Raw genomic sequence first — 20,144 nt, 5'->3', positions numbered from 1 at the left:
AGCCCTTCGACCCGAGGAGTGACTCCCTCCGGCAATGGACGGATCGTCCGGTAGTACCCGCGCCGCCCCCTCACCCGAGGCGGCGGCATGATCGTCTCGCTTCTGCTGCTCGCCGCGGCCTTCCTGCTCATCCTCGCCAACGGCTTCTTCGTGGCGGCCGAGTTCGGCCTCGTCACCGTGGAACGCCCCGAGGCCGAACGGGCCGCCGCCGAGGGCGACCGCCGGGCCCGCACCGTCGTCAAGGCGCTGCGCGAGCTCTCCTTCCAGCTCTCCGGCACCCAGCTCGGCATCACCATCACCTCGCTCGTCACCGGCATGCTCGCCGAGCCCGCGCTCGCCGGGCTGCTCCGCGGGCCGCTCACCGCGACCGGCCTCCCCGGGGGAGCCGTCTCCGGCATCGCGGTGGTCGTCGGCATGCTGCTGGCCTCCGCCCTCCAGATGGTGGTCGGCGAGCTCGTCCCCAAGAACTGGGCGGTCTCCCGGCCGCTCCAGGTGGCCCGCTTCGTCGCCGGACCGCAGCATGTCTTCGCCACGCTGTTCCGGCCCGTGATCACCCTGCTCAACCGGGTCGCCAACCGGCTGGTCCGGCTGTTCGGCGTGGAGCCGACCGACGAGCTCGACTCGGTCCGCACCCCCGGGGAGCTGGTCTCCCTCGCCCGGCATTCGGCCCTCGCCGGCGCCCTCGAACAGGACACCGCCGACCTCTTCGTACGGACCCTGTCGCTCGGCGGGCTCACCGCCGAGCAGGTGATGACCCCGCGGGTGAAGATGAGCGCCCTCCAGTCGGACGCCACCGCGGCCGACGTCCTCAACCTCACCCGGGCCACCGGGCTCTCCCGCTTCCCCGTCTACCGCGAGCGGATCGACGAGATCGTCGGCATGGTCCACCTCAAGGACGCCCTCGCCGTCGTCCCGCACGAGCGGCACCGGGTCCCCGTGGGCCGGATCGCCGTCCCGCCGCTGCTCGTCCCCGAGTCGCTGCCCGCCCAGGCGCTCCTGGAGCGGCTGCGCCGCGAACAGCCGATCGCGGTCGTCGTCGACGAGTACGGCGGCACCGCCGGGGTCGTCACCCTGGAGGACATCGTCGAGGAGCTCGTCGGCGAGGTGCGCGACGAGCACGACACCGCCGCCGACGAGCGGCCCGAACTGGCCGCCGTCCCCTCGGAGGACGGCCAGCCGGCCTGGGAGGCCGACGGCTCCTGCCGGGTGCACACGCTGCACCGGATAGGACTCGACGTGCCCGACGGGCCGTACGAGACGGTCGCCGGGCTCGTCGCCGATCTCCTCGGGCGGATCCCCGCCCCCGGCGACCGGGCCGAACTCCCCGGCTGGCGGCTCTCGGTGCGCCAGGTGGACCGCTACCGCGCCGAACGCGTGCGGATCACCCGCACCGCCCCGGTGCCCGTCGGCGCGGAGGCGGCCCGATGAGCCTGCTCCCGCTGCTCTTCGCCCTGCTGCTCGTGCTGGCCAACGGCTTCTTCGTCGGCGCCGAGTTCGCCCTCGTCTCCGTGCGCCGCAGCCAGATCGAGCCGCTCGGCGGCACCCGCGCCCGCCAGGTCCTGTACGGCCTGGAGCACCTGCCGCAGATGATGGCCGCCGCCCAGTTCGGCATCACCGTCTGCTCGCTCACCCTGGGCGCGGTCGCCGAGCCGACCGTGGCCCGGCTGCTCGAACCGGTCTTCCACGCCGTGGGCGTGCCGGAGGGCCTGATCCATCCCCTCGGGTACGTGCTCGCGCTCGCCGCGGTGGTCTTCCTCCACCTCGTCATCGGCGAGATGGTCCCGAAGAACCTGGCGATGGCCGACCCCGAGCGCACCGCGCTCTGGCTCGGCCCCGGCCTGGTCGGCTTCGCCCGGCTCTGCCGCCCGGTGACCACCGCGCTGGGCGCCTGCGCCCGGCTCGTCCTGAAGGCCTTCCACGTGGAGCCGAAGGACGAGGTGGAGGCCGTCTTCACCCGGGCCCAGCTGGGCCGTCTGGTCGAGGACGCCGGCCAGGCCGGACTGCTCGACCCGGCCGAGCAGGAGCGCCTGGAGGACGCCCTGGAACTGGGCACCCGCCCCGTCACGGACGTCCTGATCCCCTCGGCCTCGCTGGTGACGGTCTCCCCGTCGGTGACCCCGCGCGAGATCGAGGAGCTGACGGTCCGCACCGGCTACTCCCGCTTCCCGGTCTGCGCCTCGGGCCGGGGCACCTTCATGGGCTTCGTGCACGTGAAGGACGTCCTCGACCTGGAGGACCGGGAGCGGGCGGTCCCGCAGCAGATCTGGCGCCCGATGGCCACCCTGCGGGCCGAGCTCCCACTGGACGACGCGCTCACCGTGATGCGCCGGGCCGCCACCCACCTGGCCCAGGTGGCGGACGCCTCCGGCCGGGTGCTTGGCCTGGTCGCCCTGGAGGACGTCCTGGAGATGCTGGTGGGCGAGGTCCGCGACCCGGCCCACCGGGTGCTGGCACCGCCGCAGCATCCGAGGCGGGCGGGGGTGCTGATGGGGTGAGCGGGCGCTGACGGGCCGGTTGGGGTGCTGACGGGCCGGGCGCTGGCCGTTTGACCCGGGGCGCTGGCGGGTTGGTTCGGGACTGCCCGGCCGGTCGGGTCCGGGCGGGCGGCCCGGCGGCCCGTCAGATGCCCGGTGGTTCCTGCGGGCCGCGGTCGACCGGGCCGCGGCCCGACAGGACCTCGCCGTAGGCCTGCATCAGGTCCGGCAGGCGCAGGGTGGCCAGGTCCTCGCGGGTCGGTGTGGCCGGGTATCCGGAGAGCCGCAGATCCCGGTACGCGCAGGACTTCTCGTACAGGGTGCGCAGGAAGCGCCCGTTGCCGAGCTCGTCGATCCAGCCCTGCTCGACGACGTGCGCGCTGATCGAGCGCAGCTCGTCCAGGGCCTCGTCGTCCCAGCCGTCGCCGTTGGAGGCGGCGAGCACCTCGCCGATGGCGGTGAGTTCCAGCGGGCGGTACGAGGGGAAGTCGACCCGCGTGGTGAACCGCGAGGACAGGCCGGGGTTGGCGGCGAGCAGCCGGTCCATGCCCTCGGGATAGCCGGCGAGGATCACCACGAGGTGGTCGCGGTTGTCCTCGGCGCGCTTCAGGAGCACCTGGAGGGCCTCGTCGCCGTAGGCGTCGCCCTTGCTGTAGCCGGAGTTGGAGAGGGAGTAGGCCTCGTCCACGAAGAGCACCCCGCCGACGGCCGAGTCGATCAGCTCGTTGGCCTTGACCGCGGTCTGGCCGAGGAACTCGCCGACCAGGTCGGCCCGTTGGGCCTCCACGAGGTGGTCGCCGCCGAGCAGCCCGAGCGCGTAGAAGACCCGGCCGAGGATGCGGGCGACGGTGGTCTTCCCGGTGCCGGAGGGGCCGGAGAAGACGAAGTGACGTTTCGGGGGCTGGACCGGGAGGCCCTGTCCGGCCCGCAGCCGGGCCATCTCCAGCTGCGCCGAGAGGGCCTTGACCTGGCGCTTGACCGGCTCCATCCCGACCATGCGCTCCAGCTCCGACAGCGCCTCGGCCAGCAGCGCCGGATCCGTGGGACTGGCGGGGAACCGCGGCGGCACCGGCTGCGGCGGCACGACCGCCTTCTGCCGGACGAACTCCGGCGGCTCCGGCGGCGCGGGCGGCGCCACGGACCCGGGTTTGAGCAGCAGCCCGTCCCCGCCCAGGAGCTCCGGATCGGTCGGTACGGAGTCCACCGCGTCCGTCGCGTTCATCGCGTTCATCGCGTCCTGGCCGAGCCCGCCGAGCGCCACCGGGGCGAGGCCGGCCGGGTCGTCCGGGCCCTCGAAGCCGTCGTACTCGGCGATGGCCGTGAGCCGCGCGGCGGTGTCCATGAAGGCGGGGTCGATCCGGTGCACCGCCCGGTACAGCGGCAGCGCGGCGGCGGTCCGGCCGGTGCCCTCGTGCGCGCGGGCCAGCCAGTAGCGCAGCTCCTTGCGCTGCGGCTGTTCGCTGCGACAGCGCATGAGCGCCGTCGACAGCAGCGGCTCGGCCTGGCCGAACATCTCCATGCGCACCCGGGCCATGCCGCCGAAGAGCCCCGCCTCGATGCCAAGCAGCGGATCGTCGACGAGCGGCTCGGTGTGCCGTACCAACTGCTCCCAGTCCTTGACCAGATAGGAGCGGCAGGCGTGCAGGAAGCGGACCTGCGGGTCGGTGTCGACCGGCGGCAGCCCGGCGAGCGCCCGGTCGAGCTCGGGCACATGGCGGCCGTCCAGCCAGTGCGAGGCGTGCGCGAGTAGCAGGTCGCGCGGGCTCTCAAGCACCGGCTGCACCCACCAGCCCAGCCAGTACCAGGAGTTGAGGGTCCTGCGATGCCGGGCCCGCTGCTCGCCGAACCGCTCGCGGTTGCGGTACATGCGCAGCAGGGCGGTGGTGGTGTCGACCCGCAGCGCGTGCAGGCCGAGCCAGCCGTCGGCCATGCCGGGATCGACGCGCACCGCCGTACGGAACTCCTCCTCGGCCTGCGGATAGGCGCCCATCGTGTAGGCGTCGACGCCGCGCAGCCAGGCGAGCTCGGCGGGGGCGTGCGCGCCCTGTGTGCCGAAGTCCATCGGGTCCCCCACAACCGTCATCACGTGGACGGGAATTGACCGCACCGAGGGGCATCGTACCTGCGCAGGGGGTGCGTGATGAGGGAGAAGAAGCCGATCCGCGTCGATCCACAGGCATCCGACGTGATCCGTCGCCCGCTCACGGCCGGTGACCCAGGGTGAGGGAGGGGGCAGAACGAAGCCCCCGATCACGGGGGAACAACCGGGGGCTTCGCGTCTGCGGCGACTCCGGAGAGCCGCACATTGAGAACGTAAGACCTCTACGCCCCTTGGGTCAAGCGGAGTTGGGGCACTTGCGGAAGTGGACTTCCGTCCACTCAGTTCGCAGCCAGAGGGTTGTCACGGTGGGTGATGATCTGGTGCGGACTCGCTGTCACAGAGGGCCCGGCGAGCCACTCGTAACCCTCCTCGCGCTCCCGTACCAGGGTGTCGGCGAAGGGCCGGGAAGGGTCCTCGGCGAAATGGCGAGTCTCCGCCACGGTCCAGCCGTCCCAGAAGGAGGCGAGCCCCGGACCGTCGCGGTGCCGGCCGCGTACCCAGGACTCCTCGGGGCCGCGCTCCATCCACAGCAGCCCCGCGAGGAACGGCCTGAGCGCCCGTCGCCCCGCCCCCACGCCCTCCACGAGCACCACCGGCTCGGGCGGCAGCGCGCGGGCCGGGCCGAAGGCGCGCAGATTCCAGTCGTACGGGCGATAGCGCGCCGCCTCGCCCCGGGCGAGCGGCTCGACCACCTCGGCGAGCATCCGGCCGGTCCACTCGAAGAGCTCCTCGTGGGTGGCGAGGTCGTCGAGGCGGAGCACGGGCGCGGAGCCCAGCGCCGTGGACAGGCGGGCGGCCAGCGTGGACTTGCCGGAGCCGGCGTGCCCGTCCACCGCGACGAGCCGCACCGGTCCGCACGAGGGCGGCAGCCGGCGCAGCGCGGCGGCCGCGCGGTCGAGGTCGGTCATGGCCCCAGGGTAGGCGAGCCCGCAGGTCAGCGGGGCGAGGGGCGCCAGTGGACGAGACCAATATTGCTCGGGCGGCACGTGTCGAATCGCTGGCCGAAGCCCTCCGCGAGCCGCGATAGTGGGCGCGCAGCCCCGTTCGTCCGCCTCGTTCTCGACTGGGGGTCCCCGTCCATGCCCAGCTCCACCCCACGCCGAACCGTCCTCGCCGCGGCCCTCGCGGCCGCCGCCGGCTCGGCCGCGGCCACCGCCGCTCCCGCCTCCGCCGCCCCGGCCGACGCGCCGGCGGAGTGCGCCGACGGCTGCGCCGACGCCCGGGGGCACGCCCCGGCACCCGGACTCGTCGACAACCGCTTCTGGAACACGTACACCGACTGGCGCTGCGGCACGCCCGCCGGCACCCGCGCCGTGTCGGGGCACCGCCCCGGCCTGGTCATCGGCACCCCGGCGGGCCGCACCGACTACACCGACCCGCACACGGGGAAGGCGAGCACCTGGGAGTACGCGACCTGGACCTCGCCCGTCCATGTCTCCACCGTGCCCGCCACCGAGGTCATCGCCTCTTGGAACGCCGACACCCCGCCCGGCACCTGGCTCCAGGTGGAGCTGCGCGGCACGTACGGCGACGCCACCGAGACCCCCTGGTTCGTGATGGGCCGCTGGGCGTCCGGGGACGGCGACATCCGGCGCACCTCCGTCGACGGCCAGAGCGACGGCAAGGCCTCCATCTGGACCGACACCTTCTCGGTCGACGACCCGGCGAGCGGCCTCCGGCTCGTCTCGTACCGCCTGCGGATCACCCTCCACCGCACCCCCGGCACCACGCTCACCCCCACCGTCCGGCGGCTCGGCGCGATGGCCTCGGACATCCCCGACCGCTTCACCGTCCCCGCCTCGGCGCCCGGTCTCGACCACGAGCTGACCGTGCCGCGCTACTCGCAGAACGTCCACGTCGGCCAGTACCCCGAGTACGACAACGGCGGCGAGGCCTGGTGCAGCCCCACCTCCTCGCAGATGATCGTCGAGTACTGGGGGCGCGGGCCCGCACCGGAGGAGCTCGCCTGGGTGAACCCGGCCTTCGCCGACCCCCAGGTCTGCCACGCCGCCCGCTTCACCTACGACTACCAGTACGAGGGCTGCGGCAACTGGCCCTTCAACGCCGCCTACGCCGCGAGCTACCGCGACATGAACGCGGTCGTCACCCGGCTGCGCTCGCTCACCGACCTGGAGACCCTGATCCGGGCGGGCATCCCGGCCATAACGTCGCAGTCCTTCCGCAAGGACGAGCTCACCGGCGCGGGCTACGGCACCTCGGGCCACCTGATGACCGTGATCGGCTTCACCGCCGACGGCGACGTGATCGCCAACGACCCGGCCTCACCCAGCAACGAGGCCGTCCGCCGGGTCTACAAGCGGCGCGAGTGGGAGAACATCTGGCTCCGTACCAAGCGGTACAACGCGAGCGGGAAAGTGGTCTCCGGCACAGGAGGGGTCTGCTACCTCTACTACCCCGACCGGCCGACTCCCGCGCAGCGCAGGGCCCTTGAGGCGGTCGGCGTCCTCTGACGGCGGCCTTCGCGGGTCCGGCGGCCCGGGGCGCGGTGACGTACGTCCTACCCCGGGGCGCCGCACGGCGGCAGGGTGGGGCGCATGAGCGCGACCTCCCACGCCGCCGCCCGCTTCCGCGCGCGCACCGGCGGCCCCAAGGAAGACGGCCCCAAGATCCTGGAGCACCTGCTCGGCTGGACGCTGGTCGTCGTCCTCGCCGTGTTCGTCACCCGGGCCGGCCTGATGTGAACCGGCCCAGGGCGAGGGCGACGGCCAGCGCCCCCAGGGCCACGCCCACCGGATAGCCGCCGAGCCAGGTCGCCGCGACCGACAGCGCCGCCAGGGCGGCGGCGTGCCGGGCCGCCCGGGCGGGGGTCGGCGGCAGCCGCCACAGCAGGACCGCCGCCGCCAGCAGGACGAGGCCGGCACCGGCGCCGCCGATCCCGGTGAGACCGAGCGTGGCCAGGGCGACCGGCGGAGCGAGCTGCGCGAGCAGCAGGGCGGCGCCGCACAGCGCGAGGGGCAGGACGAGCCGGAGCGGTGCGGTGGTGCGCATGGGCGGCCTCCTTCCCGTACCCGTGACGCCGGAGCGTGGCTGCGGAGCGTAGGGGCGGGGCGTGGAGGAGTCAACGGGCGCGGCCGGCTGGACGGGCGCGGCCGCGGGCGGCCCCGGGGCGTCCGCGGCGCGATCCGGACACCAGCGTCTCCGGCGCGCCCGGCGCGCGTCGGGTGAGCCCGGTCGTTGCCTTGCGCCCGCCGGGTGAGCCCGGCCCGTCGCGCGGGCATGCTCCACCCGCCACGGCCGCCGGGCGCTCCCCGCGCGCCCCGCCCCGCGCCGGGGCAGCATCGGCAGTGACGAAGGCCCGAGAGGGAGGAGTGCGCCGCCATGTCCGACCGCGCCCCGCAGTCCGTGGAACGCCGGCTGCCCACCGAGGAGGCCCGGGAGCTGATCGCCCTGGTCCGGGAGATCGCCGAGCGGGAGATCGCGCCCCGCGCCGCCGAGGAGGAGGCGGCCGGCCGTTTCCCGCGCGAGCTCTTCTCGCTGCTCTCCGCCTCCGGTCTGCTCGGCCTCCCGTACGACTCCGCCTACGGCGGCGGGGACCAGCCGTACACCGTCTACCTCCAGGTCCTGGAGGAGCTCGCCGCCGCCCGGCTCACCGTGGCCCTCGGGGTCAGCGTCCACAGCCTGTCCTGCCACGCCCTGGCCGCCTTCGGCACCGAGGAGCAGCGCGCGGCCCATCTGCCCGCGATGCTCGGCGGGGGACTGCTCGGCGCCTACTGCCTCTCCGAACCCGCCTCCGGCTCGGACGCGGCCTCCCTGCGTACCCGGGCCGTCAGGGACGGGGAGGTTTGGGTGCTGGACGGCACCAAGGCGTGGATCACCCACGGAGGGGTCGCCGACTTCTACACCGTCCTGGCCAGGACCGGCGGGGAGGGGCCGAAGGGGATCACCGCCTTCCTGGTGCCGGGGGACGCGGCGGGGCTCAGCGCCGCCGCGCCCGAGCGGAAGATGGGGATGAAGGGCTCGCCCACCGCCCAGGTGCACCTCGACGGCGTCCGCGTCCCCGACGCCCGGCGCATCGGCGCGGAGGGGCAGGGCTTCACGATCGCGCTGGCCGCCCTCGACTCGGGGCGGCTCGGCATCGCGGCCTGCGCGGTGGGCGTGGCGCAGGCCGCCCTGGACGCGGCCGTGGCGTACGCCCGCGAGCGGCGCCAGTTCGGGCACCCGATCGCCGACTTCCAGGGGCTGCGCTTCCTGCTCGCGGACATGGCCACCCGGGTCGAGGCGGGCCGCGCCCTCTATCTGGAGGCGGCGCGGCTGCGCGACGAGGGCCGGCCGTTCTCGCAGCGGGCGGCGATGGCGAAGCTGTTCTGCTCGGACGCGGCGATGCGGGTCACGACGGACGCGGTGCAGGTGCTCGGCGGCTACGGCTACACCGCGGACTTCCCCGTCGAGCGCTTCATGCGGGAGGCGAAGGTGCTCCAGATCGTCGAGGGCACCAACCAGGTCCAGCGCATGGTCATCGCCCGTCACCTCGCCGGACCAGAGTCCCGCTGACGCGCACGGTGCGGTCCGCCCAGACCGGTCCCGCGGCGAGCCGGGTCCACTCCTGGTCGCGGTGGCCGGGCAGGGTCCTGCCGTGGCTGGCCCAGAGATTGAGCACCGCCTGGTAGATGGGCGGGTCCGCCGGGTGGGGCACGGGCGCGGGCTGCGGCGCGGGGGAGGGTACGGGAGCGGGCACGGGGGCCGGGTGGGGCGCCGGGACCCGGTGCGGAACCGATTCTTCAAAGTGCGGCTCGGACTGGCGGTGCCGACCGTATCCGCTGGGTGTCGTATACAGCGTGGTCATGCCGGGGACAACGTCGCGGCCGTACCGGCGGTCACCGCCGGGGCCTGTCGAGCGGGAGTTCGGGAGGTCCCCGGGGTGCGGGGCGTGGCTCGCGCCGGTGTCCCGGGGGTGCACGGCTCTGGCCCCCGGCGCCGTTTCTGACGTACCGTCAATTCCCGCTCGCCGCCCAGGAGGTAACACGTGTCAGACGACCGGCCCGTCCCGCTCGACGAGTACCCCGTGCACCAGGCGCCGCTCTCCATGAAGCACCACGTCAGCGGTGACCGGAACGTCTACGACCGGTGCATCTTCCACGTCTTCGACCACGAGGGCCGCGCCCTGCTCATCGCCGGCCTCGGCGTCTACCCCAACACCGGCGTCGTCGACGCCTACGCGACCCTGCGCACCGGCGACCGGCTGCACGCCGTCCGCGCCTCCGACGCCCTCGGCGACGACCGCATGGACCTCTCCGTCGGCCCCCTGCGCATCACCGTCGACGAGCCGCTCCACCGCCTCACCCTGCACTGCGCGCCCGACCCCGCCGACCCCGAGGGCCTCTCCTTCGACCTCACCTGGACCGGGGACTTCCCCGCCGTCTGGGAGCCCCACCACACCCAGCGCCGAGGCGACCGGCTCACCCTGGAGGGCCGCCGCTTCGTCCAGGCCGGCCACGCCACCGGCACCCTCCGCGCGGGCGGCGAGGAGTTCACCGTCACCGAGGGGGAGTGGACCGGCACCCGCGACCGCAGCTGGGGAGTGCGCCCGCTGCCCGGCGAGGAGCCCGGCCGCGCCGACGAGTTCCGCCCCGAGGGCTTCCACTGGCTCTGGATACCCATGCGCTTCGAAGATCGCTTCCTGATGGTCGTCGCCCAGGAGGACGCCGACGGCTACCGCACCCTGAACGAGGCCCTGCTGGTACGGAACGGACGGCGCGACACCCAGCTCGGCTGGCCCCGCACCGACATCACCTACCGCCCGGGGACCCGCGACCCCGAACGGGCCGTCGTCCACGTCACCGACCCGGCGGGCAAGCCCCTGGAGATCGGCGTCGAGATCCTCGCCTCCTCACCCCTCGCCGTCGGCGCCGGCTACCCGCCCGCCACCGACTGGCAGCACGGCAGCTGGCAGGGCCGCGACTGGACCGACCGGCGCGTCTACGACCTGTCCGACCCGGCCGCCCACCCCATGGCCGCCTACGGCGTCACCGACCACGCCGCCCGCTTCACCCTCGACGGCCGCACCGGCTACGGCATCTTCGAGCACGGCTCCTTCGGCCGCCACGACCCCAGCGGCTTCGCCGACTTCACCTCCACCGCCCCGTGAGCCCGAGGAGCCCCATGGCCACCGCGCCCCGCCCCCGCACCACCACCAGGGACCCCGAGGAGCTGGGCCGGCGGCTGGCCGCCTGGCTCGACGAACGGCTCCCCGGCGCCCGCGTCCACGGACTGGCCGTGCCCGGCTCCAACGGCATGTCCAGCGAGACCCTGCTCTTCGACCTCGACCACCCCGACGCCCCGGTCCGCGGCTGCGCCCTCCGGCTCGCCGCCGACCCCGCCGCGTACACGGTCTTCCCCGTCTACGACATGGCCCGCCAGCACCGGGTGATGCGCCTGGTCGGCGAGCACACCGACGTCCCCGTGCCCCGGGTGCTCTGGCTGGAGGAGGACCCCGGGCCGCTCGGCGCGCCCTTCTTCGTGATGGCCCGCGCCGAGGGCCGCGTCCCGCCGGACGTCATGCCCTACACGTACGAGGGGAACTGGCTGCACGCCGCCGACGACGCCGAACGGGAGCTCCTGGAGGCCGAGTCGGTCGCCGTCATCGCCCGGCTGCACGAGCAGTTCCCGGCGAAGGAGGCCGCGTTCCTGCTCCCGGACGGCGCCGGCAGCCCGCTGCGCCGCCACGTCGACGCCCAACGGGCCTACTACGCGTGGGTGGTCGAGGGCCTGGCCCCCTCACCGCTCATCGAGTCGGCCTTCGACTGGCTGGAGGCGCACTGGCCCGCCGACGAGGGTCCCGCCGTCCTCAACTGGGGCGACGCCCGCATCGGCAACATCGTCTACGACGGCTTCACGCCCGCCGCCGTCCTCGACTGGGAGATGGCGGCCTGCGCCCCGCGCGAGGTCGACCTCGGCTGGACGGTCTATCTGCACCGCTTCTTCCAGGACCTGACGGTGGGCTTCGGGCAGCCGGGGCTCCCCGGCTTCCTGCGCCGCGAGGACATCGAGCGGCGGTACGCGGAGCTCACCGGGCACACCCCGCGCGACATGGAGTTCCACACGCTCTACGCGGCGCTGCGGCACGCGATCGTGATGCTCAGGATCGCGTACCGGCAGGCGCACTTCGGAGAGGTGGACGTGCCGGCGGACGGCCGGGGCGCGGACAGCCTGATCCTGCACCACGCCACCCTCGCGGCGATGGTGGCGGGACGCTACTGGTGAGACTCAGGCGGCGCGGCGCAGCTGCGACGGCTTGATCGGGCGCGAGCCCGGACCGCCGACGTGCGAGAAGGGCTGCGTCCGCCAGTCGAGACCCTGGGGGAGCGTCAGGAGCAGGGCGGTGTCCTGCTCCTGCACCTCCAGCGTCTCGTCCGCGGGACGGGCGTCGGCGGCGGACAGACCCGTGCCGGAGCAGACCGTGAGCACGAAGGGGTTCCACGGCGTCGGGCACAGCGCGTGCTCCGGCAGTACGTCCTCGTCGGCGAGCAGCGCGATGGGCTGCACGCAGTCCGGGCAGATCACCCGGTACATCTCAAAGGTGTCGTACGTGTCGAGCTCGTCGGACGTGTCGACGGACGTGTCGACGGAATCAACAGGCTCCTGCATGGAGATCTCCCCCTCGGACGGGTCGGCCGGATCTGAGTGGCCTCGACCACAGCAACCAATTCCCATACGGTGCGCCGCATAACCGTGAGGTCACGAGCGAGCCCCGTCAAAACCTGTGGCGTTCGTCACATGCCCGTCGCAGGTGCCCCGTGGATGCCCAAAGTCAGGCATAAGGGCAGGCCCCGGCTGTGCCCCAGCCCCTTCGGGGCAATAGGGTCACCGCATGGAGGAGCTGGATCGTCAGATCGTCGAGTTGCTCGTCAAGGACGGGCGCATGAGCTACACCGACCTGGGCAAGGCCACGGGCCTGTCCACCTCGGCCGTACATCAGCGCGTCCGGCGCCTGGAGCAGCGCGGAGTCATCCGCGGCTATGCCGCCGTCGTCGACCCGGAGGCCGTCGGCCTGCCGCTCACCGCCTTCATCTCGGTGAAACCCTTCGACCCGAGCGCCCCCGACGACACCCCCGACCGGCTCGCCGACATCCCCGAGATCGAGGCCTGCCACAGCGTCGCGGGGGACGAGAACTACATCCTCAAGGTGCGCGTCGCCACCCCCCTGGAGCTTGAGCACCTGCTCAGCCGCATCCGCTCCCAGGCGCATGTCTCCAGCCGCACCACGGTCGTCCTCTCCACCCCGTACGAGTCCAGGCCCCCGCGCGTCTGACCCGAACCCGCTGGTAGGGAAGGCCTCCGCGACGGCCTAGCCTGGTCGCATGAGTGCGTACGAACACCGCACCGTGCTGCTGCGCGGTGGAGAAGTCCACAGCCCCGCCGACCCTTTCGCCACCGCCATGGTGGTGGAGCGCGGGCACATCGCCTGGGTGGGCTCGGAGGGCGCCGCCGACGCCTTCGCCTCCGGTGTGGACGAGGTGATGGACCTCGAAGGAGCGCTCGTCACCCCGGCGTTCGTCGACGCGCACGTGCACACCACGGCCACCGGTCTCGCCCTCACCGGCCTCGACCTGTCCGCCGCCGCCTCGCTCGCCGACGCGGCGGAGCGGATCCGCTCCTACGCCGCCGCCCGCCCGGCCGACCGCATCCTCATCGGGCACGGCTGGGACGCCGCCCGCTGGCCGGAGCGCCGCCCGCTCACCCGTACCGAGCTCGACGAGCTCACCGGCGGCCGCCCCCTGTACCTGACCCGGATCGACGTCCACTCGGCCGTCGTGACCACCGCCCTGCTCGACCTCGTGCCCGGCGTCCGCGAGCTGACCGGCTTCCATGACGGGCAGCCGCTCACCGGCGACGCCCACCACGCCGTCCGCGCCGCCGCCTACGCCGCGCTCTCCCCGCGGCAGCGCACCGAGGCCCAGCGCGCCGCCCGCGACCACGCGGCCTCCCTCGGCATCGGCACCCTGCACGAGTGCGGCGGCCCCGAGATCTCCTCCGAGGACGACTTCACCGGGCTGATGGACCTCGCCCGCAGCGAGCCGGGACCCCGGATCGTCGGCTACTGGGCGGACCTCGACATCGACCGGGCCCGCGCCCTCGGCGCCCTCGGCGCGGCCGGCGACCTGTTCGCCGACGGCTCCCTCGGCTCGCACACCGCCTGCCTCCACCAGCCCTACGCCGACCGGGCCGTCGCCGGGGTCGCCCATCTGGACGCGGCCGCCGTCGCCGCCCATGTGGTGGCCTGCACCGAGGCCGGTCTCCAGGCCGGTTTCCACGCCATCGGCGACGCCGCCGTCGACGCCGTCGTGGAGGGCGTCCGGGCCGCCTCCGAGAAGCTGGGCCTGGCCCGGATCCGGTCCGCCCGCCACCGCGTCGAGCACGCCGAGATGCTCACCCCCGAGTCCATCGCGGCCTTCGCCGAGCTGGGCCTGACCGCCTCCGTGCAGCCGGCCTTCGACGCGTACTGGGGCGGCGACGAGGGCATGTACGCCGACCGCCTCGGCGTGGAGCGGGCCCGCACCCTCAACCCGTACGCCGCCCTGCTGCGCGCGGGCGTGCCGCTCGCCTTCGGCTCGGACAGCCCGGTCACCCCGCTCGACCCGTGGGGGACCGTCCGCGCGGCCGCCTTCCACCGGACCCCCGAGCACCGGATCTCGGTCCGCGCCGCCTTCGCCGCGCACACCCGGGGCGGCTGGCGCGCGGTCGGCCGGGACGACGCGGGCACGCTGGTGCCGGGCGCCCCCGCCGACTACGCGATCTGGCGCACCGGCGAGCTGGTGGTCCAGGCGCCCGACGACCGGGTGGCCCGCTGGTCGACCGATCCGCGCTCCGGGACGCCCGGTCTGCCCGATCTGTCCCCGGGGCGCGATCTTCCCGTCTGTCTGCGGACCGTCGTGTTCGGTCAGACGGTGTTCGTACGACCGAACGAGTGACGTAGGGACATTTCGAGCCACTGCTCGAAATCGCCCGGGCTCGCCCTCGACCTGCGGATCTCTCTGGACCCTCTGCTTGAACGGTTCATCACCGCAGGTCAAACGGGTGTTGACAGCCGCCGGTCGGTGGCCGGTAGGTTCGGTACGTCCACCACGGACGTCCGACCGGTTTCAAACCTCCACGCAGGCACCGAACGCCTCCCGCGCCTCGGGGGCGAGGGAAGGTTTTTCCGGCGGAGGGTGCGACCCGGGTGGGGCCCCGGCGTTCAGTAGACAACGGCCTCGGTCGACCCGCAGCCAGCGGGTCCCGGGTCGGCCCGAAGGACGCCGGGCCCCGATCCCGCACCCGGTACGCGGGGCTCGCTATGGTGGAGGCTCGTGTATGTATCCGAAGGGGCAGTAGTGAACGACGGTGGCCAGAGGCGTTACGGCCCGCTCGGCAAGGCCTTGGTGATCATTCCGACCTACAACGAGGCGGAGAACATCAAGCCGATCGTCGCGCGGGTGCGGGAGGCCGTACCCGAGGCGTACATCCTCGTCGCCGACGACAACAGCCCCGACGGCACGGGCAAGTTCGCGGACGAGATCGCCGCCGAGGACGACCACGTCCACGTCCTGCACCGCAAGGGCAAGGAAGGGCTCGGCGCCGCCTACCTCGCGGGCTTCCGCTGGGGCATCGAGCACGGCTACGACGTCCTCGTCGAGATGGACGCCGACGGCTCCCACCAGCCCGAGGAACTGCCCCGGCTGCTCACCGCCCTCAAGGGCGCGGACCTGGTGCTCGGCTCCCGCTGGGTGCCCGGCGGCCGGATCGTGAACTGGCCGAAGTCCCGCGAGTTCATCTCCCGCGGCGGCAGCCTCTACTCCCGCGTCATGCTCGACGTGCCGATCCGCGACGTCACCGGCGGCTACCGGGCCTTCCGCAAGGAGACCCTGGAGGGCCTCGGCCTCGACGACGTGGCCTCGGCCGGCTACTGCTTCCAGGTCGACCTCGCCCGCCGGGCGGTCGCCGCCGGCTACCACGTGGTGGAGGTCCCCATCACCTTCGTCGAGCGCGAGGTCGGCGACTCGAAGATGAGCCGCGACATCCTCGTCGAGGCGCTGTGGCGGGTCACCGGCTGGGGTCTGAGCGCCCGCGCGCAGAAGGTCGGCAGGCTGCTCGGCCGCAAGACCGCGAGCTGATCTTTCCTTTACGACGTTCCTGCCGGCCGCCAGGCACACTGGGGAGCATGACGACCGGCGCAACGCCTCCCCTCGCCCCCAAGCGCTCCCGCGCGCGTACGTTCCTCCCGCTGGCCTTCGCCGCCTGGCTGGTCCTGGAGATCTGGCTCCTGACGGTGGTCGCGAACGCGGCGGGCGGGCTCACCGTCCTGCTGCTGCTCATCGGTGGCGCCGTGCTCGGCGGCACCGTCATCAAGCGGGCCGGGCGGCGCGCCTTCGCCAACCTCACGGGGACCTTCCAGAAGGCCCAGGAGGCGGCCCGCGCGGGCGTGGCGCCCACCGAGGCCGACCGGATCGGCACCGAGGACCGCAACGGCTTCCTGATGCTCGGCGGACTCCTCCTGATCATCCCCGGGCTGATCTCGGACGTGGCCGGACTCCTGCTGCTGATCCCGCCGGTGCGCTCGGCGCTCGGGCGGTACGCGGAGAAGGCCGTGGAGCGCCGGATGAGCGCCGCTCCCCAGGGAAGCCTCCAGGGCGCCTTCCAGCAGGCCCGCATCCACCGCCCGGACGGAAAGGTCGTCCAGGGCGAGGTCATCCGCGAGGACGCGCCCCAGGGGCCGCGAGAGCCCCACGCGCCCCGGCCGCCGCTGATGCCCTGAGCCCGAGCGCGTCGCTGATGCCCTGAGCCCGTGCGCGTACGGACAAAGCCCGTGCGTGCGCGCACGGAAACGCCGAGGGGCCCGGTACACGAATCGTGTACCGGGCCCCTCGGCGTTTCTCTCAGGCCGTGCGGCCGTCCGTCAGGCGGACTTCCGGCTGTCGCGCGGATGCACGGCGATGTTCATGGCGCCGGAACGAAGGACCGCCAGCCGCTCGGCCAGCACCTCCTCCAGCTCCTCGCGGGTACGCCGCTCCATGAGCATGTCCCAGTGCGTACGCGCCGGCTTGCCCTTCTTTTCCTCGGGACCGTCCCCGTCCACCAGGAGAGCCTGGATTCCGCAGACCTTGCATTCCCACTCCGGCGGAATTTCCGCCTCGACCGAGAAGGGCATCTCAAAACGATGCCCCTTCTCGCATGCGTACTCCACCGCCTGGCGCGGGGCCAGATCGATGCCGCGGTCGGTCTCGTAGCTGGTCACCACGAGGCGCGTGCCGCGAAGAGCTCGCTCACTCATGAATCGTGCCTCCCGGGCTTGTCGCCCACAGGACAGGTGTCGCTGTCGTCGTCATCCGGTCAACGTCCGGTCGGCGGTAAAGATTCCCGTTACGGGTCATGCGTCGCCCGTCGTGCCGCCCCTTGTTTTACCCACCAGTGCCCGTTTTGTCACATCTGGCAGGAGATATCACTCAACGTCTTCACCAAGTCAGCACGCAGTAACGGTCCGCCTGGCAGGCCAAAGGCGTACACTAGCGGCCTTTCGCTTCCGCGTCTAAATCCGGTCCGGTACGGGGTTTCCCGCGGCGGCCACGGCCTGCCGCACCGGGACCCTCGCCAGGAGCACGAACCCGACCGCGAAGAAGATCACCAGGGAGATGATGGCATCCCGGTAGCTCCCGGTCAGCTGATACGCGAGACCGAACACCAACGGCCCCAGCCAGCTGAGCCCGCGGTCGCTCATCTCGTACGCCGAGAAGTACTCCGCCTCCTTGCCGCGCGGCACCAGGTGCGAGAACAGCGAGCGCGACAGCGCCTGGCTGCCGCCCAGGACCAGCCCGATCGCCGCCGCCAGGCAGTAGAAGAAGACGGGCGCGTCGGCGGGCAGGAAGTATCCCGCCGCCAGGATCGCCGTCCACACCGCCAGGGATCCGAGGATCGTCCGCTTCGCCCCGTACGACCGCGCCATCCGGCCCATGCCGAGCGCGCCCGCGACGGCCAGCACCTGCACCAGCAGCACCGCCGTGATCAGCGTCGTCTGGTCCAGGCCCAGCTCCTCCGAGCCGAACACCGAGGCCTGTGAGATCACCGTCTGCACGCCGTCGTTGTAGATGAGGTAGGCGAGCAGGAAGGAGAGCGTCAGTGGATGGCGGCGCATGTCCCGCAGGGTGGCCCTCAGCTGCTTCCAGCCACTGCCGACGGCTCCCGCGCCCGCGTGGGCGGCCGGATCCGTGCGCCGGTCCCGCAGCCGCCGCAGCGGCACGAGGGTGAAGGCGCCCCACCAGAGCCCGGCCGAGGCGAGGCAGATCCTCACCGCGGCCCCCTCCGACAGGCCGAAGGACTCGTGGCCCGAGTACACGACCAGGTTCAGCACGAGCACCAGCGCGCCCGAGGTGTAGCCGAACGCCCAGCCGCGCGAGGAGACCGTGTCCCGCTCCTCGGGCTCGGAGATCTGCGGCAGGAAGGCGTTGTACAGCACCATCGACACCGACAGCGAGGCGTTCGCCACGATCAGCAGGAACGCCCCGAGCAGATAGCGGTCGCCGTCCAGGAAGAACATCCCCGTCGTCGCCGTCGCCCCCACGTACGCCGAGGCGGCGAGCAGCGGCTTCTTCCGCCCCGTGCGGTCCGCCGCAGCGCCCACCAGCGGCATCGCGAGCACCGCGACGACGATCGAGGCGGACACGGCGTACGCGAAGAGGGAACCGGCCCGCACGGGTATGCCCAGCGGGTGCACGAACCCCTCCGGGTCCGCCGCCGCCTTGGCGACCGAGGTCAGGTACGGCCCCAGGAACACGGTCAGCACGCTCGTCGAGTAGACCGAGCAGGCGAAGTCGTAGAAGTACCAGCCGCGCTGCTCGCGCTTGCGCTCGGCCGCGCTCACCGGGCCGTCCGGGCCGTTCGGACCCTCCGGACCCCCCGCACCCTCCGGACCGCCGGGCCCGGCGGCGTGACCGCCCGTCCGGCCGGTGTTGTCGACGTCGGTCAAGGCCGCGCCCCCTCGTTCGTCCCCGTGTGCCCCGTGGTGGTACGCGCGCTCAGACCCACAGTCCGCGGTCCGTCAGGACCCCGCGCAGCGTCTCCAGATGATCGGTCATGATGCCATCCACGCCAAGGTCCAGGAGGGCGTGCATCCGGTCCGCCTCGTTCACCGTCCACACGTGCACCTGGATCCCCCGGGCGTGCGCCTCGCGCACGAAACGGCGGTCCACCACGGGGACGCCGGCCTGCCGCTCCGGCACCTGGGCCGCGACCACGCCCGCGCGCAGCGCCGCCGGGATGCCCAGCGACCGCAGCCGCAGCCCGAGGACGCCCTTCACGCCGAACGAGGTGGCCAGCCGGGGGCCGGCGAGGCGCTGGGCCCGAGCGACCCGGCTCTCGGTGAAGGAGCCGACGCAAACACGGTCCCAGGCGTCGGTCCTGGCGATCAGGTCCACCAGCGGCCCGAGGGCGGCCTCGGCCTTCAGGTCCACGTTCCAGCGGGCCTCGGGGAACTCCTCCAGGAGCTCCTCGAAGAGGGGCAGCGGCTCCTTGCCCGCCACCCGGGCCTCCCGGACCGCCGCCCACGGCAGGTCCCTGATCCGGCCGCCGGTGTCGGTCACCCGGTCCAGGGTCGCGTCGTGGAAGGCGACCAGGACGCCGTCCGCCGTGGTGTGGACGTCGGTCTCGAAGTAGCGGTATCCGGCCGCGGTCGCGCGCCGGAACGCCTCCGCGGTGTTCTCCAGGCCGTCCGCCGTGCCGCCGCGGTGGGCGAAGGGGAGAGGGGCCGGGTGGTCGAGGTAGGGGTGGCGTACGCGAGTCACCGCCGCAGTATGGCCTGTCAGGGTGTCGGCGTGGCGACGGGAGCGGGGCCGGCGGCCTGCGCGGGGGACCCCGAGCCCGGAATGGACCCGGCGTCCGCCTCGGGGATCGCGAACCGCCGCAGGAAGAACTGGGCCAGCGGGCCGATGCTCAGGGCGTAGAGGACCGTGCCGACGCCGACCGAGCCGCCGAGGACGAAGCCGGTGGCGACGACGGCGACCTCGATCGCCGTGCGGACCAGCCGGATCGACCGCCCGGTCAGCCGGTGCAGGCCCGTCATCAGGCCGTCGCGCGGGCCGGGGCCGAGCCGCGCGGCGATGTAGAGGCCGGTCGCCACGCCGTTGAGCACGATGCCGAGCACCATCATCGCGATCCCGGCGGGCAGGCCGTCCATGTCGGGCACCAGGGCGAGCGTGCCGTCCATGGCGAGGCCGACGGCGAAGACGTTGGAGACGGTGCCGAGCCCCGGCCGCTGCCGGATGGGGATCCACAGCAGCAGGACGATCGCCCCGACACCGATGGACACGACCCCGATCGTCAGACCGGTCTTCTCGGCGAGGCCCTGGTGGAGCACGCCCCAGGGCTCCAGGCCGAGCCCGGCGCGCACGAGCAGCGCCGCGCTGATCCCGTACAGCGCGAGGCCGACGTACAGCTGGACGAGTCGGCGGGTCAGATGCCGGCCGCGAAGGCCGGCGGCGCCGATGGGGTTGGACACAGGACTGCCCCCTGAGTGGTGACCTGGGTGGTCGTGGTGGACTGACTCATGACACTCTGTGGCGGGGGAACACCGGCCAACCATG

At 73.3% G+C, this 20,144-nt stretch carries 20 protein-coding genes; 11 read left to right on the top strand and 9 right to left on the bottom strand.

Features of this window, described 5'->3' with window-relative positions; genetic code table 11:
• The first annotated feature begins 87 nt into the window (after positions 1-87).
• On the top strand, positions 88-1,428 hold the full coding sequence (locus tag ABTZ54_RS25515; protein ID WP_351667269.1) for a hemolysin family protein: 1,341 nt from the start codon (positions 88-90) through the stop codon (positions 1,426-1,428).
• Positions 1,425-2,495: a hemolysin family protein gene (locus ABTZ54_RS25510; protein WP_351667267.1), complete on the top strand. Its 1,071-nt coding sequence runs from the start codon at positions 1,425-1,427 to the stop codon at positions 2,493-2,495. The genes ABTZ54_RS25515 and ABTZ54_RS25510 overlap by 4 nt, the downstream gene beginning before the upstream one ends.
• Before the next feature lie 124 nt (positions 2,496-2,619).
• Here ABTZ54_RS25510 and ABTZ54_RS25505 read toward each other — a convergent pair whose 3' ends face one another.
• Both ABTZ54_RS25505 and ABTZ54_RS25500 read right to left on the bottom strand, forming a co-directional pair.
• Complete coding sequence (locus tag ABTZ54_RS25505; RefSeq protein WP_351667432.1) at positions 2,620-4,536, bottom strand: AAA family ATPase; 1,917 nt, start codon at positions 4,534-4,536, stop codon at positions 2,620-2,622.
• Between the two features lie 317 nt (positions 4,537-4,853).
• Positions 4,854-5,483, bottom strand: coding sequence for a uridine kinase family protein (locus tag ABTZ54_RS25500; RefSeq protein ID WP_351667265.1), 630 nt, complete (start codon positions 5,481-5,483; stop codon positions 4,854-4,856).
• 171 nt (positions 5,484-5,654) lie between these two features.
• Here ABTZ54_RS25500 and ABTZ54_RS25495 point away from each other — a divergent pair, with 171 nt between their 5' ends.
• Positions 5,655-7,046 (top strand): C39 family peptidase, encoded by a 1,392-nt coding sequence (locus ABTZ54_RS25495; RefSeq protein WP_351667263.1) that lies wholly within the window; start codon positions 5,655-5,657, stop codon positions 7,044-7,046.
• An 84-nt stretch (positions 7,047-7,130) separates the two neighbouring features.
• Positions 7,131-7,277 carry an SCO1431 family membrane protein gene (locus tag ABTZ54_RS25490; protein WP_351667261.1) on the top strand — a complete coding sequence of 49 codons (147 nt, stop codon included), beginning with the start codon at positions 7,131-7,133 and terminating at the stop codon, positions 7,275-7,277.
• Here ABTZ54_RS25490 and ABTZ54_RS25485 read toward each other — a convergent pair.
• Positions 7,255-7,584, bottom strand: coding sequence for a DUF6114 domain-containing protein (locus ABTZ54_RS25485; protein ID WP_351667259.1), 330 nt, complete (start codon positions 7,582-7,584; stop codon positions 7,255-7,257). The two genes, ABTZ54_RS25490 and ABTZ54_RS25485, sit on opposite strands and share 23 nt — an antisense overlap.
• A gap of 330 nt (positions 7,585-7,914) precedes the next feature.
• Here ABTZ54_RS25485 and ABTZ54_RS25480 point away from each other — a divergent pair, with 330 nt between their 5' ends.
• A complete protein-coding gene (locus ABTZ54_RS25480) occupies positions 7,915-9,087 on the top strand; it encodes an acyl-CoA dehydrogenase family protein (protein WP_351667257.1) in 1,173 nt (390 codons plus the stop codon).
• Here the strand turns inward: ABTZ54_RS25480 and ABTZ54_RS25475 are convergent.
• Positions 9,050-9,271 carry a hypothetical protein gene (locus tag ABTZ54_RS25475; RefSeq protein WP_351667255.1) on the bottom strand — a complete coding sequence of 74 codons (222 nt, stop codon included), beginning with the start codon at positions 9,269-9,271 and terminating at the stop codon, positions 9,050-9,052. The genes ABTZ54_RS25480 and ABTZ54_RS25475 overlap by 38 nt on opposite strands.
• A gap of 288 nt (positions 9,272-9,559) precedes the next feature.
• Here ABTZ54_RS25475 and ABTZ54_RS25470 point away from each other — a divergent pair, with 288 nt between their 5' ends.
• Positions 9,560-10,681 carry an Rv3169 family protein gene (locus tag ABTZ54_RS25470; protein WP_351667253.1) on the top strand — a complete coding sequence of 374 codons (1,122 nt, stop codon included), beginning with the start codon at positions 9,560-9,562 and terminating at the stop codon, positions 10,679-10,681.
• 14 nt (positions 10,682-10,695) lie between these two features.
• A complete protein-coding gene (locus tag ABTZ54_RS25465; protein WP_351667251.1) occupies positions 10,696-11,796 on the top strand; it encodes a phosphotransferase family protein in 1,101 nt (366 codons plus the stop codon).
• 3 nt (positions 11,797-11,799) lie between these two features.
• Here the strand turns inward: ABTZ54_RS25465 and ABTZ54_RS25460 are convergent, their stop codons facing one another.
• The gene (locus ABTZ54_RS25460; protein ID WP_351667249.1) at positions 11,800-12,180 is read right to left on the bottom strand and encodes a hypothetical protein; all 381 of its coding nucleotides are present in this window, start codon (positions 12,178-12,180) and stop codon (positions 11,800-11,802) included.
• Positions 12,181-12,403: 223 nt separating this feature from the next.
• On the opposite strand from ABTZ54_RS25460, the gene ABTZ54_RS25455 reads away from it, so the two are divergent.
• The 4 genes from ABTZ54_RS25455 (at position 12,404) to fxsA (ending at position 16,327) form a co-directional block, all read left to right on the top strand.
• A complete protein-coding gene (locus tag ABTZ54_RS25455; protein ID WP_351667247.1) occupies positions 12,404-12,844 on the top strand; it encodes an Lrp/AsnC family transcriptional regulator in 441 nt (146 codons plus the stop codon).
• A 49-nt stretch (positions 12,845-12,893) separates the two neighbouring features.
• On the top strand, positions 12,894-14,504 hold the full coding sequence (locus ABTZ54_RS25450) for an amidohydrolase (protein ID WP_351667245.1): 1,611 nt from the start codon (positions 12,894-12,896) through the stop codon (positions 14,502-14,504).
• Positions 14,505-14,906: 402 nt separating this feature from the next.
• Complete coding sequence (locus tag ABTZ54_RS25445) at positions 14,907-15,686, top strand: polyprenol monophosphomannose synthase (RefSeq protein ID WP_351667243.1); 780 nt, start codon at positions 14,907-14,909, stop codon at positions 15,684-15,686.
• A gap of 47 nt (positions 15,687-15,733) precedes the next feature.
• The gene (gene fxsA / locus ABTZ54_RS25440; RefSeq protein ID WP_351667241.1) at positions 15,734-16,327 is read left to right on the top strand and encodes an FxsA family membrane protein; all 594 of its coding nucleotides are present in this window, start codon (positions 15,734-15,736) and stop codon (positions 16,325-16,327) included.
• A gap of 141 nt (positions 16,328-16,468) precedes the next feature.
• On the opposite strand, the gene ABTZ54_RS25435 is transcribed toward fxsA, so the two are convergent.
• The 4 genes from ABTZ54_RS25435 to yczE form a co-directional block, all read right to left on the bottom strand.
• Complete coding sequence (locus ABTZ54_RS25435) at positions 16,469-16,843, bottom strand: RNA polymerase-binding protein RbpA (protein ID WP_015032218.1); 375 nt, start codon at positions 16,841-16,843, stop codon at positions 16,469-16,471.
• Positions 16,844-17,098: 255 nt separating this feature from the next.
• Positions 17,099-18,427 carry an MFS transporter gene (locus tag ABTZ54_RS25430; protein ID WP_351667430.1) on the bottom strand — a complete coding sequence of 443 codons (1,329 nt, stop codon included), beginning with the start codon at positions 18,425-18,427 and terminating at the stop codon, positions 17,099-17,101.
• 154 nt (positions 18,428-18,581) lie between these two features.
• Positions 18,582-19,346, bottom strand: coding sequence for a glycerophosphodiester phosphodiesterase family protein (locus ABTZ54_RS25425; protein ID WP_351667239.1), 765 nt, complete (start codon positions 19,344-19,346; stop codon positions 18,582-18,584).
• A 17-nt stretch (positions 19,347-19,363) separates the two neighbouring features.
• Positions 19,364-20,143, bottom strand: a complete 780-nt coding sequence (gene yczE, locus ABTZ54_RS25420) for a membrane protein YczE (protein WP_502997312.1) — start codon at positions 20,141-20,143, stop codon at positions 19,364-19,366.
• Between the last annotated feature and the right edge of the window lies 1 nt (position 20,144).

It is taken from the genome of Streptomyces sp. NPDC094032, assembly GCF_040303965.1.
Taxonomy (GTDB): domain Bacteria; phylum Actinomycetota; class Actinomycetes; order Streptomycetales; family Streptomycetaceae; genus Streptomyces.
The sequence above is the reverse complement of the archived record's forward strand: the minus strand, read 5'-3'. Positions and strand labels throughout refer to the sequence as shown.

Excerpts from the sequence above, each read along its gene's own strand:
- ABTZ54_RS25450 (WP_351667245.1), top strand. The coding sequence starts at position 12,894 with ATGAGTGCGTACGAACACCGCACCGTGCTGCTGCGCGGTGGAGAAGTC.
- ABTZ54_RS25490 (WP_351667261.1), top strand. The coding sequence starts at position 7,131 with ATGAGCGCGACCTCCCACGCCGCCGCCCGCTTCCGCGCGCGCACCGGC.
- yczE (WP_502997312.1), bottom strand. The coding sequence starts at position 20,143 with ATGGTTGGCCGGTGTTCCCCCGCCACAGAGTGTCATGAGTCAGTCCAC.
- ABTZ54_RS25485 (WP_351667259.1), bottom strand. The coding sequence starts at position 7,584 with ATGCGCACCACCGCACCGCTCCGGCTCGTCCTGCCCCTCGCGCTGTGC.
- fxsA (WP_351667241.1), top strand. The coding sequence starts at position 15,734 with ATGACGACCGGCGCAACGCCTCCCCTCGCCCCCAAGCGCTCCCGCGCG.
- ABTZ54_RS25480 (WP_351667257.1), top strand. The coding sequence starts at position 7,915 with ATGTCCGACCGCGCCCCGCAGTCCGTGGAACGCCGGCTGCCCACCGAG.
- ABTZ54_RS25505 (WP_351667432.1), bottom strand. The coding sequence starts at position 4,536 with ATGGACTTCGGCACACAGGGCGCGCACGCCCCCGCCGAGCTCGCCTGG.
- ABTZ54_RS25460 (WP_351667249.1), bottom strand. The coding sequence starts at position 12,180 with ATGCAGGAGCCTGTTGATTCCGTCGACACGTCCGTCGACACGTCCGAC.
- ABTZ54_RS25510 (WP_351667267.1), top strand. The coding sequence starts at position 1,425 with ATGAGCCTGCTCCCGCTGCTCTTCGCCCTGCTGCTCGTGCTGGCCAAC.
- ABTZ54_RS25500 (WP_351667265.1), bottom strand. The coding sequence starts at position 5,483 with ATGACCGACCTCGACCGCGCGGCCGCCGCGCTGCGCCGGCTGCCGCCC.
- ABTZ54_RS25515 (WP_351667269.1), top strand. The coding sequence starts at position 88 with ATGATCGTCTCGCTTCTGCTGCTCGCCGCGGCCTTCCTGCTCATCCTC.
- ABTZ54_RS25495 (WP_351667263.1), top strand. The coding sequence starts at position 5,655 with ATGCCCAGCTCCACCCCACGCCGAACCGTCCTCGCCGCGGCCCTCGCG.
- ABTZ54_RS25465 (WP_351667251.1), top strand. The coding sequence starts at position 10,696 with ATGGCCACCGCGCCCCGCCCCCGCACCACCACCAGGGACCCCGAGGAG.
- ABTZ54_RS25455 (WP_351667247.1), top strand. The coding sequence starts at position 12,404 with ATGGAGGAGCTGGATCGTCAGATCGTCGAGTTGCTCGTCAAGGACGGG.
- ABTZ54_RS25435 (WP_015032218.1), bottom strand. The coding sequence starts at position 16,843 with ATGAGTGAGCGAGCTCTTCGCGGCACGCGCCTCGTGGTGACCAGCTAC.